We start from the raw sequence: 15,526 nt of genomic DNA, 5'->3' as shown, positions 1-15,526 counted from the left end.
GTCTTCCAACCTCTGGAGATCCCGTGATCGAGACCACCAGCACCACCACTAGCACCACCAGCACCGCCGACGTGGGCGTCGCCGTCATCGGCGGGTCCGGACTGTACCGGCTCTTCGACGCCGGCACCGAGACATCCGTCGACATCATCACGCCCTATGGCCCTCCCTCGGCGTCGATCTCCATCGGATTGCGGGCCGGCCGGCGGGTCGCCTTCCTGGCCCGGCACGGCGGCGACCATTCGGTGGCGCCGCACCTGATCAACTATCGGGCCAACATCTGGGCGCTCGCGTCGCTGGGCGTGAAGGCCATCATCTCCTCGTCGGCCGTCGGCGGCGTCAGCCCCGCATACCCGCCGGGGATGCTGGTGGTGACCGACCAGTTCATCGACCGCACCTCGGGCCGTGCCGACACCTTCTACGACCAGGGCACGGTCGCGCACCTGGCCGCGGCCGACCCGTTCGATCCGGAGTTGCGCCGCCTCGCGATCGGCGCGCTCGCGACGCTGGAGGAGAACTTCGCACCCACCGGCACCTGCGTCGTGATTCAGGGCCCGCGGTTCTCCACCCGGGCGGAATCGCTCTGGTTCCGCGCCGCGGGCGCGCACACCGTCAACATGACGCAGTACCCGGAGGTCGTCCTGGCCGCCGAACTCAACATGGGCACGGTCAATCTCTCCTTCGTCACCGACGCCGACGCAGGCCTGGCCCCGGTGCCCACCGTTCAAACCGACACCGCTCAGACCGACACACCTCAGGCCGAGGTCGAGGCCGACCCGGATACCGTTTCCGCCAGCCTGGTCTTCACGCGTCTCCGGGCCGCCCAGCCGCGGATCCTGGCCGCGATCGACGGCATCCTGCGTGCCCTGCCCGAGAATTTCTCCCCTCGCGAGCTGATCGCCCCCGAGCAGGTCGGCGTCGTGCTCGATCGTCGTCCTGCACCTGCCCCTGCCGCGCCGGCCGGAGCCGACGCGTGACCCGGCGCCTGCTCGTCACGGGTGGGGCCGGTTTCATCGGCGGCGCGATCGTCCGGGACGCGCTCGCCCGCGGCTGGCAGGTACGGGTGCTCGATTCCCTCCGCAGTGACGTGCACGGTGGACTCCCGGTGCTGCCGAACGGTGTTGACGTGATCGTCGGCGACGTGACCGACGCATCCGTCGTCGCGCTCGCTCTCCGCGACACGGATGCCGTCTGTCACCAGGCCGCGAAGGTCGGCCTCGGCGTGGACTTCGCCGACGCCCCCGACTATGTGCACAGCAACGAGGTCGGCACGGCCGTTCTGCTCGCGGCGATGACCGAGGCCGGGATCAACCGGTTCGTGCTGGCCTCCTCGATGGTGGTCTACGGGGAGGGAAGCTATCGCGGCCCGGAGGGTTTCACGCGTCCGGGACCGCGCCGCGAGGCCGATCTGCTGCGAGGCGTGTTCGACCCCGTCGATGAGGCCACCGGTGAGGCCCTCGAGCCACTGCTCATCTCCGAGGACGACCCGCTCGACCCGCGCAACGTCTACGCGAGCACCAAGCTGGGACAGGAATACCTCGCGTCGGCATGGGCCCGCGCCACCGGAGGCCGGGCCGCGGCGCTCCGTTACCACAACGTCTACGGGCCGGGGATGCCGCAGAACACGCCCTACGCGGGTGTCGCGTCGTTGTTCCGCTCGGCGCTGGAACGCGGCGAGGCCCCACGGGTCTACGAAGACGGCGGCCAGCGTCGCGACTTCGTGCACGTCGCCGACGTCGCCTCGGCCAACCTCGCCGCGCTCGACTGGACCGCCGGCATCGAGCCGTCCACTTTCCGCCCCTTCAACGTGGGCAGCGGCGTCGTGCACACCATCGGCGAGATGGCCGCGGCCCTCAGCGTGGCCACCGACGGACCGACCCCCGTCGTCACTGGGCAATTCCGGCTCGGCGATGTGCGCCACATCACTGCCTCCTCGGGGCGACTCCGCCGCGAACTGGACTGGGCACCCAGCATTTCATTCGAGGAGGGCATGCGCGCTTTCGCGAACGCACCCCTGCGCGCCGCAGTCACCCGGTAGCCCCGGTATGAACCAATTCGACGGAGATTTTCGTGTGAACCGGCTTTTTCGGCGCTTCTGGCGCCGATTCAGTCAAAATCTCCGTCGAATTCGCTCGGGGCGTCCGGCGCGGATCAGCGCGTAGCGATCGGATGCCGCGGCAACAGCACCTCGAACCGGCACCCGCCGGGCACGTTCCGCACCCGCACTTCGCCGTGGTGCGCCCGCACGATCCCCTGCACGATGGCCAGGCCGAGGCCAGCGCCGCCGGTGCCCAACGGTTCGGCCACCGGGGTGCGCGGACCGCTCGCCCGCCAGCCGGCTTCGAAGACCCGGCTGAGGTCCTGCTCGGGGATGCCGCCAGCGGCATCCGTTACCGAGATCACGGCGTGGTCGGTGGCACCGGCACCCGATCCGGTGCTGGCCGTGACCGAGACCACGATCGAGCTGCCGGCCGGCGAATGCTGGATGGCGTTCATGACGAGGTTGCCGACCACCCGGGACAGTTCGCGCGGGTCCGCGAGGATGGTCAGCCCCTTCTCTCCGGCGAATCGCAGGTCGAGCGACTTGGCCTGGGCGATCGGCCAGAGTCCGGCGACGGTGTCGCTGATCAGGTCGTAGAGCGAGACCGGCTGCAGCCTCAGGCGCAGGGTGCCGGAGTGGATTTTCGACAGCTCGAACAGGTCGTCGACCATGCCCGTGAGCCGGTCCACCTGCCCGCGCATCTGCGTGTAGTACCGTTCCGGGTCCTCGACCATGCCGTCCTCGAGGGCTTCGGCCATGGCACGGATGCCCGCGAGCGGCGTGCGCAGGTCATGAGAGATCCAGGCGATCAGCTCGTGCCGTGACTCCTCGATCTGATTCTCGCGGACGCGGGATTCGGCGAGGTGTTCCCCGGTCGCGGCCAGCTCCCCGGCCAGCGCCGTGAACTCGATGTTGCCGTGCCGGTCGGTCGCCGCGACCCGTTCGCCGCGCTCGATGCTGGCCGCGGCCGAGCGCAGGGAGCGGCTGTCCTGGGCGAGCTGACGGCTGAGCACCGCGGCCATGGCCAGCGACACCAGTCCGGCGACACTGGCCACGGAGTAGAAGACCGTGAGGTCGTGCCGGGAGACGTATGTCTGCGAGGCGACCGCCGCCATCCCGCCGACGACCGACACCACCGTGGCAAGGGCGATCACCATCAGCTGCAGTACGAGGGAGGTGCGGGAAAGCAGGCGCAGGGTGAGCAGGCCGGCGCCGCCGACGACCACCGCGCAGGCCAGCGTGAACAGGGAGACCGTGAGGAGCACATCCGGTGTCATGACTGCCGCCCCGTGGGAGCCAGCGGAACCGGGTCGAACCGGTAGCCGACCCCCCAGACCGTGTTCAGCAGCCGGGGCTGCGCCGGGTCAGCCTCGATCTTCTCCCGCAGCCGGCGCACGTGCACCGTCACCGTGGACAGGTCGCCGAACTCCCAGCCCCAGACCGAACGAAGCAGGTCCTCCCGGCTGAGCACGGTGTGCGGACGCCCGATCAGGTGGGCCAGCAGGTCGAATTCCCGCGCGGTGAGCACCAGCGGCTCGCCGCGCAGCCGCACCTCGTGCGCCTGCGCGTCCAGGGCGAAGTCGCCGGCCGAGACCAGCCCGGCCGGCACGGCGGGCGCGGTGCTCCGGCGCAGCACCGACTGCACCCGCAGCACGAGTTCGCGCGGGGAGAACGGTTTGGTCAGGTAGTCGTCGGCGCCGGCCTCGAGGCCGTCGATGCGGTCCTCCTCCTGGTTGAGGGCGGTCAACATGATCACCGGGATCTCCCAGTCCCCGCGGATGCGCCGGCACACCTCGATTCCGTCCAAGAGTGGCAGCATCCGGTCGAGCACGACCAGGTCTGGCCGCAGCTGTTCGGCTTTCGCGAGCCCGTCCAAGCCGTCTGCCGCCTCGTCGACCACGAACCCGGACGCCCGCAGATACCGGCAGACGATCTCGGACACCGTCGGGTCGTCGTCGACGACGAGGATGCGGCGCTCGAGAGGCGGTAGCGGGCGCAAATCGCCCGGGGGCAGGGAAGGAGGCACGAAATCAGGATAGAGCGGCGGGCACCGGGTGTGCCGGGCCGGAGCAGGCGACACCGTTTCTTCCTCACTCCGTAATCTCTTTGGCCGTTTCGGCGGAGCCGGCCCCCGTAGTGTCGACCCATGACTGTGTTCCAGGTGGACCTCGTGCTGCCATGCCTGAACGAAGCCGACGCCCTGCCCTGGGTGCTGTCGCGACTCCCGGAGGGGTATCGGGCCATCGTCGTCGACAACGGCTCGACCGACGGATCGGCTGAGATCGCCGCCATGGCCGGCGCCCAGGTCGTGCACGAGGCGCGCCGCGGCTTCGGCGCCGCCGCCCACGCGGGCCTCCTGGCGGCCACCGCGCCGATTGTTGCCTTCTGCGACGCCGACGCGTCGATGGACCCGGCCGAACTGCCGCTCCTGGTCGATCCCGTGCGGGCCGGATCCGCCGACCTGGTGCTCGGCCGCCGCCGGCCCGCGACCGCCAAATCCTGGCCGCTGCACGCGCGCCTCGCCAATTCCAGTCTGTCCTGGCGTCTGCGCCGAATAACAGGGGTGAACATCCATGACCTCGGCCCCATGCGCGCCGCGCTCCGCGAATCCGTGCTGGACCTCAATCTCCAGGACCGCCGCAGCGGGTATCCGCTGGAGATGTTCTTGAAGGCGGCGTCGGCGAACTGGCGCATCCTCGAGGTTGACACGACGTATTCGCCCAGGGTCGGCCGCAGCAAGGTGACCGGAACCGTGCGCGGCACCCTGACCGCGGTCAATGACATGTCCGCCCTCCTCCGGGAGACGCGCCGATGACGACCATCGTCGTGATCGCCAAGGAATGCCTTCCCGGTCGGGTGAAGACCCGGCTGCACCCGCCGCTGAGCCTCGAACAGGCCGCCGATCTGGCGGCGGCCAGCCTCGACGACACTCTCGCCGCGGTCGCCGCCCTGCCCGCGACCCGCCGCATCCTGGCCTTCGAGGGTGTGATTGCGCCGAACGCAGCCGCCGGCTACGAGATCCTGCCACAGGTGGAGGGCACCCTCGACCTGCGGCTCGCGGCCGTGTTCGACGCCTGCGAGGGTCCCATGCTGCTGGTCGGCATGGACACCCCGCAGGTCACCTCCGCCCTGCTTGAACCCGTCTTCACCGACTGGACCGATGACGTGGATGCCTGGTTCGGCTTCGCGAACGACGGCGGCTTCTGGGCGCTCGCCCTGAACGACCCGACCGGCGACCTGATCCGCGGCGTGCCGATGTCCCGGGACGATACTGGCGCTGTGCAGCTGAAACGGCTGACGGATGCCGGGTTGCGCGTGAACCTGCTGCCTACCCTCACCGATGTGGACACCATCGAAGACGCCCACCGGGTGGCGGGGATCGCGCCCACCGGCAGATTCGCCGCGGCCCTGGCCGCCATGATGCCGCCGATCCCGACGGACAATTTCCGATGACGCTGCTGGCCGCACAACTCGAGGGGGAGTGGGCCGAACCGACCACCTTCGGTGCCGGCGGCGCGGAGCCCTACGCCGCCGCGCTGCGGAACGCCGACAACGTGCTCTACCTGCGCCGGATATCCTCCGGCGAGCACGCCACCATCGATGCCGGCCGGTGGAGCGCCGACGCCGACGACACCGACCTCTGCCTGCTCGACGGGATCACCGGCCCGGTGCTCGACATCGGCTGCGGCCCCGGCCGCATGGTGCGGGCCGCCATGGGGCTGGGGCTGACCGCGCTCGGCCTCGACGTGTCGGCGACCGCCGTGCGCATGGCCGCAGACGCCGGCCTCGACGTGTTGCAGGGCAGCGTCTTCGACCCTCTGCCGCTGGAGGGTGGCTGGGCGGCCGCGCTGCTCATCGACGGCAACATCGGAATCGGCGGCGACGCATCCGTTCTGCTCACGCGCTGCGCCGACCTGCTGGCGCCGGACGGCGTTCTCTTGGTCGAACTCAGCCACGACCCGGCCCGGGACGACAGCTACCTCGGCACCATCGAGGATTCAACCGGGAGCCGCAGCGCCGTGTTCCCCTGGGCGGAAATCGGCATTGACGGCCTCCGCGACCGTGCCGGAGCGACCGGTCTGGTCGTGACTCAGGACTGGCGGCTGGACGGCCGCTGGTTCGCGCGCCTGCTGCGAGCGTAGAGCACGACCGACCAGACCGTCGCGACCAGGGCGACGGCCACCCAGAACAGAGCGAGGTTCCGACCGTAGTCGAGCGGAAGGATGCTCGGATTGTTCGAGGTGAGAGACCGGGCGACGATCGCGGGCACCACGATCAGCGTCATGATCGAGCCGACCACGATGGCGGCCTGCACGACCAGCACGATCGTGCCCGTGACGCGGCGCCCCGCGCGGCGCAGCAGGAGGCCGCAGAAGAAGACCAGGGGCGCCAGCACGGCGTCGTGCAACACGATCGCCGCGCCGATCCAGAGCGCCACCCCGGGCAGTCGGGTGATCCGAACTGTGTCGACCAGAACGTAGAGGCCGAAGAGGAGCCCGGACGTGCCGAGCAGGATCAGCGTGGTGCGGGCTGCGCGCATCCGTCGTTCGCCGGCGTGGGGGAGCGCGGTGGTCGTGCTTGCTGCTGTCATACCTGCGGTGTTCATGCGGTGATCGCCTCGATCCGGCTCAGCCATTTGGTTTGCAGCACTCCGGGCCGTCCCGGGGCGATCATGCGCGCCGGGTAACCGTGCTGCAGGTCGAGCGTCTCGCCGTTCAGCTCGAGCGCCACCAGAGTCAGCGGGTCCCGCACGTATTCCGGTCCCATCTCGGTCTTCTTGAAGCTGCCGCGCTCTTCGAGACTGATCAGGCGAAAGGATGCGCCGGTGTCGGCGCCGACCAGGTCGGCCAGTTCCGACAGGCGAACCCCGCGCCAGAGCGCCAGTTGGCTCCAGCCCTCGACGCAGGCGATCGGCAGTTCCACCTCGGTCTGCGGCAGGGCCTCGAGCTCGGTGCGGCTGAAGCTGCGCTCCACGCCACCGGCAGCGAGGGTGAGCACCCAGCCGGCGGCGACGGCAGACGCGGTGACCTTCGCCTCTTCGGCCGTGCGGTTCACCGGGAGGCCCTGCGGGCCGACGCCCTTCTTGCGCGGACCGAACACGTTCACCGCGTCCAGAGGCGCAAAGGTCTGGCCGGCGGTCAGCCCCACCACGGCGGCGCAGGCGATTCCGACGGTGGTGAGGAAGCCCCGGCGACTCACGGTCGTCGTCTCGCTCACGGTCTTCGTCTCGCTCACGAACGAGGGCGTGGCGTCGATCCAGGCGATCAACCGGCCCGTCACACCGGACGGACGTCCGCTGCCCCAGAGCCGCACCGCCTCGACGTCGGCCGGTGACTCAACGTCGCTCGCGGCATCCGTTGCCTCGTGCTCGGCAGCGGCGCGCCCGTTCCAGAACCGTGTGATGATCGGCAGCTTGATGCCGATGTGCAGTACCAGCAGTCCCACCAACACCCAGCCAAGGGCGTAGTGCACCTCGCGGAAGGGAAAGGGCCACGGGTACCACTGGTAGGTGTTGATCAGGCCGATGGTGATCTGCACCAGGGATGCGCCCACGAAGAGGGCGATCGACGCTCGTTCGAGCAGGTGTAGGAACGATTTCACCGGCGGCGACTGGAACAGGTCGGGGAAGACGATGTAGAGCTTGGCCAGCAGCAGCGGGAAGCACGCGATGCCGGCCACGATGTGCGTGCCCTGGGTGATCTGGTAGAGCGACGCGGGCCGGGTCGGGAACCGCATCCACGGCAGCGGCTCCTGCAGGAAATGGCTGTACAGGCCGGTGCCGAAGCAGACGATGAACGCGGCGCCGAGCAGCCGGCCGATCACGACCGCCAGCCGGGGGTTGCGCACCGGGGAGGCCAGCGCGCGCTGGGCCTCGTACATCATTCGTCTCATGGTTCCATTGCATCATCCGGGGTGCCCGGAGAGGCGGTGCAATCCTTACGGTCCGGTGACGCGCACCGGGACGGTTGGGCCCGAATGCCCGGGTTCCGTCAGTATGGAAGGGTGCGTATCGCCGTTGTCTCCCTCCTCCTTGCCGCCAGTGCGGCCCTGACGGCCTTCAGCGTGCTCGCGTATGACCTGTTCAAGCCGGGACGCGACACGGTGCCTCTGGTCATCTGCACCAGCGGGCTGTGGCTGCTTTTCGCGCTCGCCGTGGTCCTGCTGCGCGGGGTGCGGGGCCGGGCCGTGGTCGTGCTGATCCTGGCGGGTTCGGTCGGGATCGGGGCCGCGGCCATGGTCGGTCCGCCGAACACGAGCACGGACTCTGCGCGCTACGCCTGGGACGGCATCGTCGCCACCGCGGGCATTTCGCCGTATGCCTACACGCCGGCCGACGATCGGCTCGACGCCCTGCGCCCCGACTGGTTGTTTCCGGCTCCGGAGCTGACCGCGGCCGGCGATCTCGTGTGCGTCGGCGAACGCATCCAGACGGCGCTGAAAAGCGAGTCCGACGAGATTCTCTGTTCGGCACTGAACCGCACCGGAGTGCCCACGATCTATCCGCCGGCCGCCGAGATCTTCTTCGCCGGCGTCCGGGCGGTCACCGGGCCGAATGCGGAGTACTGGCCCCTGCAACTGACGGGCCTCCTGCTCAGCGTCGGCACCACGGTGATGCTGCTGGTCGGGATGCGCCGCCGCGGCATCGACCAGCGGTTCGCCGCGCTTTGGGCCTGGTGTCCGCTCGTGGCCACGGAAGCGGTCACGAATTCCCACATCGACATGCTCGGCGTCGTCTTCACGTTGAGCGCGGTGTTCCTGGTCACCGGCCGGCGCTATTGGAGCGGTGGGATCGCGCTCGGCGCGGCGATCGCGACCAAGCTGATTCCCGCGCTCGCGGCCCCTGCCATGCTGCGGCGCCAGGGGTGGAAGGTCGCCGTGGCCGCCGTGGCCACCTTCCTGCTGCTGTACGTGCCGTATGTGCTGACCACCGGTATCGGGGTGCTCGGCTATCTGCCCGGCTACCTCTCCGAGGAAGGGTACGAGGACGGCACCCGCTTCGCCCTGCTCTCGCTGGTCGCCCCGGGCGGCTCGGCCGTCATCGTTGCCGGTGTGCTGCTTTTCGTCATCGCCGTGCTCGTGATCTGGAAGACGGACCCCGACCAGCCCTGGCTGGGCCAACTTGTCATGATCGGCAGTGCGCTGCTCATTCTGAGCCCGCGGTACTCCTGGTATGCCCTGCTGCTGCTGCCGTTCATCGCCCTCAGCGGCCGCTGGGAGTGGCTTCTGGTGCCGATGGCCCTCACCCTCCGCTTGCTGGTCCCGTCGATTCCGCTTACCCGGGTGGCCATCGCCACGGCTATCGTCGTCATCGTCGTCATGTCGATCCACCGCGCCCACCCCGAGGTGGCACTACGCCTGTTCCGCCCGATCAGAACGGCGCCGGCACGTCCGAATCCGGCTGCCGCGCCTTCTTCACCTTCTACTCTTCCACCTTCTCCTCCTTCTCCGCCGGATGCCCCGCCGGGCGGATGATCGTGGCTGGTTCGCTGAGGAGGATGCGCCCGGTCGGTGACGTCTTCTTCAGCGTCCCGTCGGGCAGGTGCACGGAGCTCCCCCGAGTCGCGGTCCGGGCCGTGATCTCGGAATACCGGCGGGCTCCATTGACCTGCGCGGCGAATCGGGCGTCGACTCGGGCGGACTCCGCCTGCGTCGCCTGAATCGCCTCGAAGTGTCGCCCCGGGACTCGAACTTCTCGCTGTAAGTGGGCTTCATGAGGGAGACGCTACGGGTACCCACTGACATTCCATGCCCCAGATCGGCACCAGTCATCGCTCTGTGGATAACCCGATGACGCCCATATTGTGAAGGAGAAGAGGGGCCACGGCGCAATCCGTTGAACTGTCCGCCGCTGGCATCGGTCACACGGCCCTCACCTCGCATCCGCTGTGTGACGTAAGCGCGGAGATTTTCGCGAAATGCCGGTTGTGGCGCCTGGGTGTGCGGCGTGTTGCGAAAATCCCCGCAGTTTGCGACCGCGGCCGCCCCGGATGCCCCGGGCGGGCGGCAGAACCGGGCGGCAGAACCGGGCGGCAGAACCGGGCCGCCGGGCCGCCGGGCCGCCGGGTCAGCGTCTCGACCACCGCGAGCAACACAAGGAAGGGCCCGCTGCGCATCTGCGCAGCGGGCCCTTCCTGATAAGCGGTGTTACTTGGTGGCGACCGTGATCTTCGCGATGCCGACCAGGAGCTGGTCAGCGACAGCATCCGTCATGAACGTGTCGTTGAGCAGGCCGGCGGCCTCAGCCGAGATGTGCACGGTGGTGCCCTCGAGGATGGCGTTATCGCCGTCCATCTGGAGCGGCTTCAGGGTCCCGCCGTAGAGGTTGAAGAGGAGGACCTGGGTGGCGGCTGACTCTCCGTTCACGCTCACGTCACCGAACAGCTTGCTGGTGCCCGGGTCGATCGTGAAGTTGGTCAATTCGACCGTGGTCTCGCCGGCGGTCAGTGAGAAGCCGGAGCCCTCGTGCTCGATGGAGCCCTGGACGAAGGGCCGGTAGTCCTCTTCGGGGTCGTAGTAGTCCACGTTTCCACCGGTGATCGGGAAGTGCAGGCTGCCGTCGGTCAGGGTGGCGGTGCCCACGGTGCCGGGGGTGAGGCCGAGGCTGGTCAGCGCCGCAGCGAAGTCGGCGTCGAGGAGAACGGACGTGTCGACGCCCGACAATGCGGGGATCGAAGCGAGGGCCTTGGGGGTTGCTCCCTCGGAGGAAGGGGAGGAAGAGGAGGAGGAATTCTCGGCCGGGGCGGTCGCATCGGCTGTGGTCGAGCAGGCGGAGAGGCCGGCGATGAGGAGGCCCGCGGTGGCGAGGCTGAGCGTGGTCTTGGTGAATGAGCGCATGAGAAAATCCTTAGGGTCTGTGGTTGGGATTCAGCGGTTCTTGGTGCTGAATGAGGTTCGGTCCCCTCCGTCAAACGGTTTGGAATTAGTTCAAATTGGGGCAAACTTCGGCCACAAGCTCCGTAACTACGGGGATCCGGGCACAAAAAAGCGACCGAGCGCACCCCGGCCGCCGCCAGCAAAAGACGCGAGCGGAACCTTAGAAGTGCCGGAACCGATCCGGCGCCAGGTCCCACGGGTCCTTGCCGAGCAGCTCGGCGATCGCGCGGAACACGCAGCTCTCGATCACCATCCGCCGGTGCAGGTCGTCGTTCCGATGCAGCCGCGTCAGGCGCTGGATCGGCAAACGGTAGAAGACCACGCGACGCTCCGCGGCGTTCACGGCCCAGCGCTCCACTCCGATGGCCGGCAGCACCGAGGAAGGACCGGCCGCAACCACGAACCTCACATCACCCAGCTGCTCCGGCCAGACCGAGCGGAGGTAGTCAACGGTTGACGCCACGGTCATATCGAAGTTGTCGATGCGCGTCTGCAGAGGCGGCAAATAAGGCCCGGTCGCCGAGCTGCGGATGCCCCGGCCGTGCCGGTCCCGACCTCGCCCGCGCTGAACGGGGGCCGGCGTCGACACGGCGGAACGGCGAACTCGAGACATGCCCTCATCCTAGTTCGACCCGTTGACGGGTATCCTGTAGCCAATGTCATTCCGGCCCTGCTCCCGTGTCGCCTGCTCGGAGGAATCCGCCGCGACTCTCACTTTCGACTATGCCGACGCGATGGCCGTCCTCGGTCCGCTTGCCGTGCAGCGCGAGCCGCACACCTTCGACCTCTGCGCCCGGCACGCCCGGCTGACCGCAGCCCCGCAGGGCTGGCAGCTGGTGCGCCTCCGCACCGACGGGCCGGACGCACAGCCGGCCGCCGGGCCGGCCGCCGGGCCGGACGCCGAGTCGGGATCCGCGGAATGACGGACCAGACGGATGCCGCCGCCTGCCTGGGCGCCGTCGTCGGCCCGGGCGAGGTGTGCGGCACGACTGCCGCACCGTTGACCGCGCAGTTGGTGGCTGCCCTTGCCGCTGCCTTCGTCGACGAAGTCGGTGCGCAGAGCCGCGAGGTACTCCTCGGTCACGACCGGGGCGAGGCGGGCGAGCTCGTGGCCGCCTTCACCCGGGGTGCGGAAGCCCGAGGGGCCACCGTCGTCGACCTCGGCGTGTGCTCCACCGACGAAATTCAATTCGGCTCGGGAGCCCAAAACGCCCCGGCCGCCCGGATCACCGCCTCCTCGCTCACCATGCTTCGGGCGGGTGCCCAAGAGATCGGGCACGACTACGGTCTCGGCGCCATCCGTGACCGCGCCGTCGGCTATCTGGCCGCCGGGCCGGCCCCGGTGGCGACACCCGGCCGCCGCCGCGAGTTCGACCTGCTGCCCGACTACGCGGCCGGGCTGCGCGCGCTCGTCGGGCTCACCGGCATCCGCCCGCTCACCGTCGTGGTCGACGCCGGCCGCGGCGCCGCCGCCGTCACGGTGCCCTACGTTTTCGGCGACGATGTCCGCAAAGCTGCCGGAGACCCGGCCGGCGGCGCCTCCGCGGCGGCGGACCCCGCCGAAACACCGCGCCCAGCAGCCCTCACCATCGTCCCGCTCTTCTTCGATCAGGGCCCGGACCTCCCGCCGCACACCATCGACCCTGCCGACCCGGCCACCCTCACCGATCTGCGGAATGCCGTGATCCAGCACGAGGCCGACCTCGGGCTCGGCTTCGACGCCGACGGCGGCCGCTGCGTGGTGGTCGACGAGACCGGGTGCGTCGTGCCCTCGTCCGCGATCGGCGCCGTGCTCGCCCGGCGCGCCATCGCGAGCGCGCGGATTATGGACCCTGGCCGGGATGTGGCGGTTCTGCACGACCTCAACGTCTCCCGCTTCGTGGCGGAGACGATCGAGGCGGCCGGCGCGGCCGCGGTCCCCACCTCGGTCGGCGGATCCTTGATGCGGGCCGAGTTGCGGGCCACCGGGGCAGTGTTCGGGTTCGGGTATTCCGGCGACTACTACTTCCCGCAGTTCTGGTGCGCCGACAGCGGTCTGCTCGCGGCCCTGCACGTTCTGGCGGAGCTCGGATTCCAGCCCCGCCCGTTGTCGGCGCTGGCGGCGGATGCCATGCCCTACGCCCATTCCGGCGAGATCAGCATGGCCGTCGACGACCTGCCCGGGGTCTACGCGCGCGTCGTCGACGCCTACACGGGTTCCGCCGACTTCGAGGAGATCGACGGCCTTACGGTCATCGGCCTCACGAGCGTCGACGAACCGTTCTGGTGGTTTAACGTGCGCCCATCGCGCACCGAGCCGGAGCGAGCGCCGCAGCAGCAACAGAAGCAGGTGCGGCCCGAGCTGCGACTCACCGTGGAGGCCGGGACCCCTGAGGTGATGGTGCGCATCCGCGACGAAGTCCTCGCACTCATGCCCGCCGATTAATCGCACGTTACAAGCACGTTTCCACCCGCGGGTTGATTTCGGCGCCGGTAATCGCCGGTCATACGCTGACTCACGAAGCACCAATGGATAGCAGTCGGCCCCACAGTCGGGGTGGCAGCATCCCACTGAAACTGGAGTGACATGGCCAACGAGACAGACACAGACCGCACTGCCGCAAAAAAGGGCGGGGGAGGCCAGCAGCTGTCCAAGTCCCTGAAACCGCGACACCTCTCGATGATCGCGATCGCCGGCGTGATCGGAGCCGGCCTTTTCGTCGGGTCCGGAGCTGCCATCCAGCAGGCCGGGCCGGGCATCCTCGTGGCCTACTCGGCCGCGGGACTGCTCGTTATCCTGGTCATGCGGATGCTGGGCGAAATGGCGGCAGCGCATCCAGAAACCGGTTCGTTCTCTACCTACGCCGACAAAGCCCTCGGCCGCTGGGCGGGGCTGAGCATCGGCTGGTTGTACGCCTGGTTCTGGATCATCGTCCTCGGCATCGAGGCCACGGCCGGCGCCGCCATCGTGCACCGCTGGGTGCCGGAGGTCGACCAGTGGGTCTGGGCACTCCTACTGATGGTGCTCCTCACGGGCACCAATGTCGCCTCCGTGAAAATGTTCGGTGAATTCGAGTTCTGGTTCGCGTCGATCAAGGTGGCGGCCATCGCCGTCTTCCTGCTGCTCGGCGTCGTGGCCATCCTCGGGTTGATGCCCGGGGTCGCGGCCCCCGGCCTGAGCAACCTCACCGGCAACGGTGGGTTCTTCCCCAGCGGTAGCGGCGCCGTCCTCGGCGGCGTGCTCGTGGTCGTTTTCTCGTTCTTCGGCGCCGAAATCGCCACGATCGCTGCCGGCGAGTCCGAGAACCCGGTCGACGCGGTCAAGAAGGCTGTCAAATCCACCGTCTGGCGCATCCTCGTCTTCTACATCGGATCCATCGCCGTCGTCGTCACGCTGCTTCCGTGGAATAGCGCTTCCGTGGCCAAGAGTCCCTATGTCGCTGTGATCGAGCTCTACGGAATCCCCGGGGCCGGCACGATCATGGACATCATCGTGCTTACCAGCGTGCTCTCCTGCCTGAACTCAGGTCTCTACACCGCGAGCCGCATGCTTTTCTCCCTGTCGGAACGCGGGGACGCACCCCCGGCGTGGTCGAAAATCTCCGTCCGCGGCGTGCCGCGCGCCGCCGTCTTGTCTTCCACCGTCGTCGGGTTCATCACGGTGGGTCTGAACTACATCGCGCCCGACACGGTCTTCCTTCTCCTCGTCAACACCTCTGGCGCGATCGCGCTTCTCGTCTGGCTCGTCATCGCCGTGTCGCAGCTGATCCTGCGACGGCGCATGGGCACGGATGCCGCCAGTCGCCTGAGCCTGAAGATGTGGGCCTTCCCCTACCTGACCTGGCTGGCCATCGGCGCCATCGTTGCACTGCTCGCGGGCATGGCCATTCTCGAACGCACCCGCATGGAACTCCTGATGTCCCTCCTGCTCGCGGGCGTCGTGGTCGGCATCGGCCTGTGGAAGTACCGCGGGGACAGGAGCGCCGCCCACCCCGTTGCGGATGCCTCGGTTTCCGCCGAAGTGAAGAACGACGAGGCCGAGACTCTTGCCCCGAGCGGCACTGCCGCTGTGCTGAAATAGGGTGCCGTCCCGGCTGCACGGAAGCCGTGTTTCCGCCCCGTTGGGGCGTGACACGCCCGGGCGGTTGCTGGTTTTGACGGTCCGGTGTGTCGGCCGTAATGTATTCAAACGTACCCCACAGGTGCGGAAAGCCGCAGAGCTTCCCGGCCTCATGTGGAACCACAGTTTTTCGCTTCGTCTCATGCTTGTTCCTGTTTCAGGTGGGTGTGGGGGAGGCCTAAGATGGTAACTCTCTCCGGCTGCGTGTTTGGTCTGGTGGGTGGTTGTTCGAGTCGCTTTGGCGCACTTGGAATCGGCTGCTTTCCGTGATTTGACAGGGTGTGGCCGGGCAGCTAAGTTATACAAGTTGCCTCGAAGCGACAGCCCTTGGTGGGTTTGAAGTCGAGTGCGTCCGATCCTTGAGAACTCAACAGCGTGCACAATGTCAAATGCCAAAAACCTCGGTCGTAGGGCTCCTTTCTAGGGGGTACCGCGGAAGAGATTCCTTTGGAAAACATTTAAACAACAAAGCAAGTCAGTAATGATTTGTTCTGTCAGTTTCAAACTTGCAGATT

General features: G+C 68.4%; 15 protein-coding genes. 9 read left to right on the top strand and 6 right to left on the bottom strand.

The window, feature by feature from the left end; all coding sequences use genetic code 11:
- Positions 1 to 23 precede the first annotated feature (23 nt).
- Together E3T25_RS03480 and E3T25_RS03475 are read left to right on the top strand one after the other, a co-directional pair.
- Positions 24 to 974, top strand: a complete 951-nt coding sequence (locus E3T25_RS03480; protein WP_134342639.1) for an MTAP family purine nucleoside phosphorylase — start codon at positions 24 to 26, stop codon at positions 972 to 974.
- Positions 971 to 2,035, top strand: a complete 1,065-nt coding sequence (locus E3T25_RS03475) for an NAD-dependent epimerase/dehydratase family protein (RefSeq protein ID WP_104100296.1) — start codon at positions 971 to 973, stop codon at positions 2,033 to 2,035. The genes E3T25_RS03480 and E3T25_RS03475 overlap by 4 nt, the downstream gene beginning before the upstream one ends.
- A 113-nt stretch (positions 2,036 to 2,148) precedes the next feature.
- On the opposite strand, the gene E3T25_RS03470 is transcribed toward E3T25_RS03475, so the two are convergent.
- Together E3T25_RS03470 and E3T25_RS03465 are read right to left on the bottom strand one after the other, a co-directional pair.
- On the bottom strand, positions 2,149 to 3,315 hold the full coding sequence (locus E3T25_RS03470) for a sensor histidine kinase (RefSeq protein ID WP_134372203.1): 1,167 nt from the start codon (positions 3,313 to 3,315) through the stop codon (positions 2,149 to 2,151).
- Positions 3,312 to 4,064 (bottom strand): response regulator transcription factor, encoded by a 753-nt coding sequence (locus E3T25_RS03465; protein ID WP_241980590.1) that lies wholly within the window; start codon positions 4,062 to 4,064, stop codon positions 3,312 to 3,314. The genes E3T25_RS03470 and E3T25_RS03465 overlap by 4 nt, the downstream gene beginning before the upstream one ends.
- A 120-nt stretch (positions 4,065 to 4,184) precedes the next feature.
- Here E3T25_RS03465 and E3T25_RS03460 point away from each other — a divergent pair, with 120 nt between their 5' ends.
- The 3 genes from E3T25_RS03460 to E3T25_RS03450 are packed head-to-tail and all read left to right on the top strand — an operon-like array spanning position 4,185 to position 6,180.
- A complete protein-coding gene (locus tag E3T25_RS03460; protein ID WP_104099192.1) occupies positions 4,185 to 4,853 on the top strand; it encodes a glycosyltransferase family 2 protein in 669 nt (222 codons plus the stop codon).
- Positions 4,850 to 5,491, top strand: coding sequence for a TIGR04282 family arsenosugar biosynthesis glycosyltransferase (locus E3T25_RS03455; RefSeq protein WP_134372201.1), 642 nt, complete (start codon positions 4,850 to 4,852; stop codon positions 5,489 to 5,491). Before E3T25_RS03460 ends, E3T25_RS03455 begins: the two co-directional genes overlap by 4 nt.
- Positions 5,488 to 6,180 carry a class I SAM-dependent methyltransferase gene (locus E3T25_RS03450; protein ID WP_134372199.1) on the top strand — a complete coding sequence of 231 codons (693 nt, stop codon included), beginning with the start codon at positions 5,488 to 5,490 and terminating at the stop codon, positions 6,178 to 6,180. Before E3T25_RS03455 ends, E3T25_RS03450 begins: the two co-directional genes overlap by 4 nt.
- Here E3T25_RS03450 and E3T25_RS03445 read toward each other — a convergent pair.
- Positions 6,129 to 6,629 carry a hypothetical protein gene (locus tag E3T25_RS03445; protein WP_241980589.1) on the bottom strand — a complete coding sequence of 167 codons (501 nt, stop codon included), beginning with the start codon at positions 6,627 to 6,629 and terminating at the stop codon, positions 6,129 to 6,131. The two genes, E3T25_RS03450 and E3T25_RS03445, sit on opposite strands and share 52 nt — an antisense overlap.
- Before the next feature lie 11 nt (positions 6,630 to 6,640).
- Positions 6,641 to 7,930, bottom strand: a complete 1,290-nt coding sequence (locus E3T25_RS03440; RefSeq protein WP_134372197.1) for a molybdopterin-dependent oxidoreductase — start codon at positions 7,928 to 7,930, stop codon at positions 6,641 to 6,643.
- Between the two features lie 111 nt (positions 7,931 to 8,041).
- On the opposite strand from E3T25_RS03440, the gene E3T25_RS03435 reads away from it, so the two are divergent.
- Positions 8,042 to 9,511: a glycosyltransferase family 87 protein gene (locus tag E3T25_RS03435; RefSeq protein WP_166785934.1), complete on the top strand. Its 1,470-nt coding sequence runs from the start codon at positions 8,042 to 8,044 to the stop codon at positions 9,509 to 9,511.
- Positions 9,512 to 10,183: 672 nt separating this feature from the next.
- Here the strand turns inward: E3T25_RS03435 and E3T25_RS03430 are convergent.
- Positions 10,184 to 10,873 carry a hypothetical protein gene (locus tag E3T25_RS03430; RefSeq protein WP_104099185.1) on the bottom strand — a complete coding sequence of 230 codons (690 nt, stop codon included), beginning with the start codon at positions 10,871 to 10,873 and terminating at the stop codon, positions 10,184 to 10,186.
- A 199-nt stretch (positions 10,874 to 11,072) separates the two neighbouring features.
- Positions 11,073 to 11,525, bottom strand: a complete 453-nt coding sequence (locus E3T25_RS03425) for a metallopeptidase family protein (RefSeq protein WP_104099184.1) — start codon at positions 11,523 to 11,525, stop codon at positions 11,073 to 11,075.
- A 43-nt stretch (positions 11,526 to 11,568) separates the two neighbouring features.
- On the opposite strand from E3T25_RS03425, the gene E3T25_RS03420 reads away from it, so the two are divergent.
- The 3 genes from E3T25_RS03420 to E3T25_RS03410 all read left to right on the top strand — a co-directional run bounded on the left by E3T25_RS03420 (position 11,569) and on the right by E3T25_RS03410 (position 14,972).
- A complete protein-coding gene (locus E3T25_RS03420) occupies positions 11,569 to 11,835 on the top strand; it encodes a DUF3499 family protein (protein WP_134372193.1) in 267 nt (88 codons plus the stop codon).
- Positions 11,832 to 13,337 (top strand): phosphohexomutase domain-containing protein, encoded by a 1,506-nt coding sequence (locus tag E3T25_RS03415; protein ID WP_134372191.1) that lies wholly within the window; start codon positions 11,832 to 11,834, stop codon positions 13,335 to 13,337. The genes E3T25_RS03420 and E3T25_RS03415 overlap by 4 nt, the downstream gene beginning before the upstream one ends.
- A gap of 141 nt (positions 13,338 to 13,478) precedes the next feature.
- Complete coding sequence (locus E3T25_RS03410; RefSeq protein WP_134372189.1) at positions 13,479 to 14,972, top strand: amino acid permease; 1,494 nt, start codon at positions 13,479 to 13,481, stop codon at positions 14,970 to 14,972.
- Positions 14,973 to 15,526: the final 554 nt, after the last annotated feature.

This window comes from Cryobacterium sandaracinum (assembly GCF_004403415.1).
GTDB lineage: Bacteria > Actinomycetota > Actinomycetes > Actinomycetales > Microbacteriaceae > Cryobacterium > Cryobacterium sandaracinum.
The sequence above is the reverse complement of the archived record's forward strand: the minus strand, read 5'-3'. Positions and strand labels throughout refer to the sequence as shown.

What these genes read in the sequence shown, in the direction of transcription:
- E3T25_RS03470 (WP_134372203.1), bottom strand. Translation starts at nt 3,315, where the DNA reads ATGACACCGGATGTGCTCCTCACGGTCTCCCTGTTCACGCTGGCCTGC.
- E3T25_RS03460 (WP_104099192.1), top strand. Translation starts at nt 4,185, where the DNA reads ATGACTGTGTTCCAGGTGGACCTCGTGCTGCCATGCCTGAACGAAGCC.
- E3T25_RS03455 (WP_134372201.1), top strand. Translation starts at nt 4,850, where the DNA reads ATGACGACCATCGTCGTGATCGCCAAGGAATGCCTTCCCGGTCGGGTG.
- E3T25_RS03450 (WP_134372199.1), top strand. Translation starts at nt 5,488, where the DNA reads ATGACGCTGCTGGCCGCACAACTCGAGGGGGAGTGGGCCGAACCGACC.
- E3T25_RS03445 (WP_241980589.1), bottom strand. Translation starts at nt 6,629, where the DNA reads ATGACAGCAGCAAGCACGACCACCGCGCTCCCCCACGCCGGCGAACGA.
- E3T25_RS03440 (WP_134372197.1), bottom strand. Translation starts at nt 7,930, where the DNA reads ATGAGACGAATGATGTACGAGGCCCAGCGCGCGCTGGCCTCCCCGGTG.
- E3T25_RS03430 (WP_104099185.1), bottom strand. Translation starts at nt 10,873, where the DNA reads ATGCGCTCATTCACCAAGACCACGCTCAGCCTCGCCACCGCGGGCCTC.
- E3T25_RS03425 (WP_104099184.1), bottom strand. Translation starts at nt 11,525, where the DNA reads ATGTCTCGAGTTCGCCGTTCCGCCGTGTCGACGCCGGCCCCCGTTCAG.
- E3T25_RS03420 (WP_134372193.1), top strand. Translation starts at nt 11,569, where the DNA reads ATGTCATTCCGGCCCTGCTCCCGTGTCGCCTGCTCGGAGGAATCCGCC.
- E3T25_RS03415 (WP_134372191.1), top strand. Translation starts at nt 11,832, where the DNA reads ATGACGGACCAGACGGATGCCGCCGCCTGCCTGGGCGCCGTCGTCGGC.
- E3T25_RS03410 (WP_134372189.1), top strand. Translation starts at nt 13,479, where the DNA reads ATGGCCAACGAGACAGACACAGACCGCACTGCCGCAAAAAAGGGCGGG.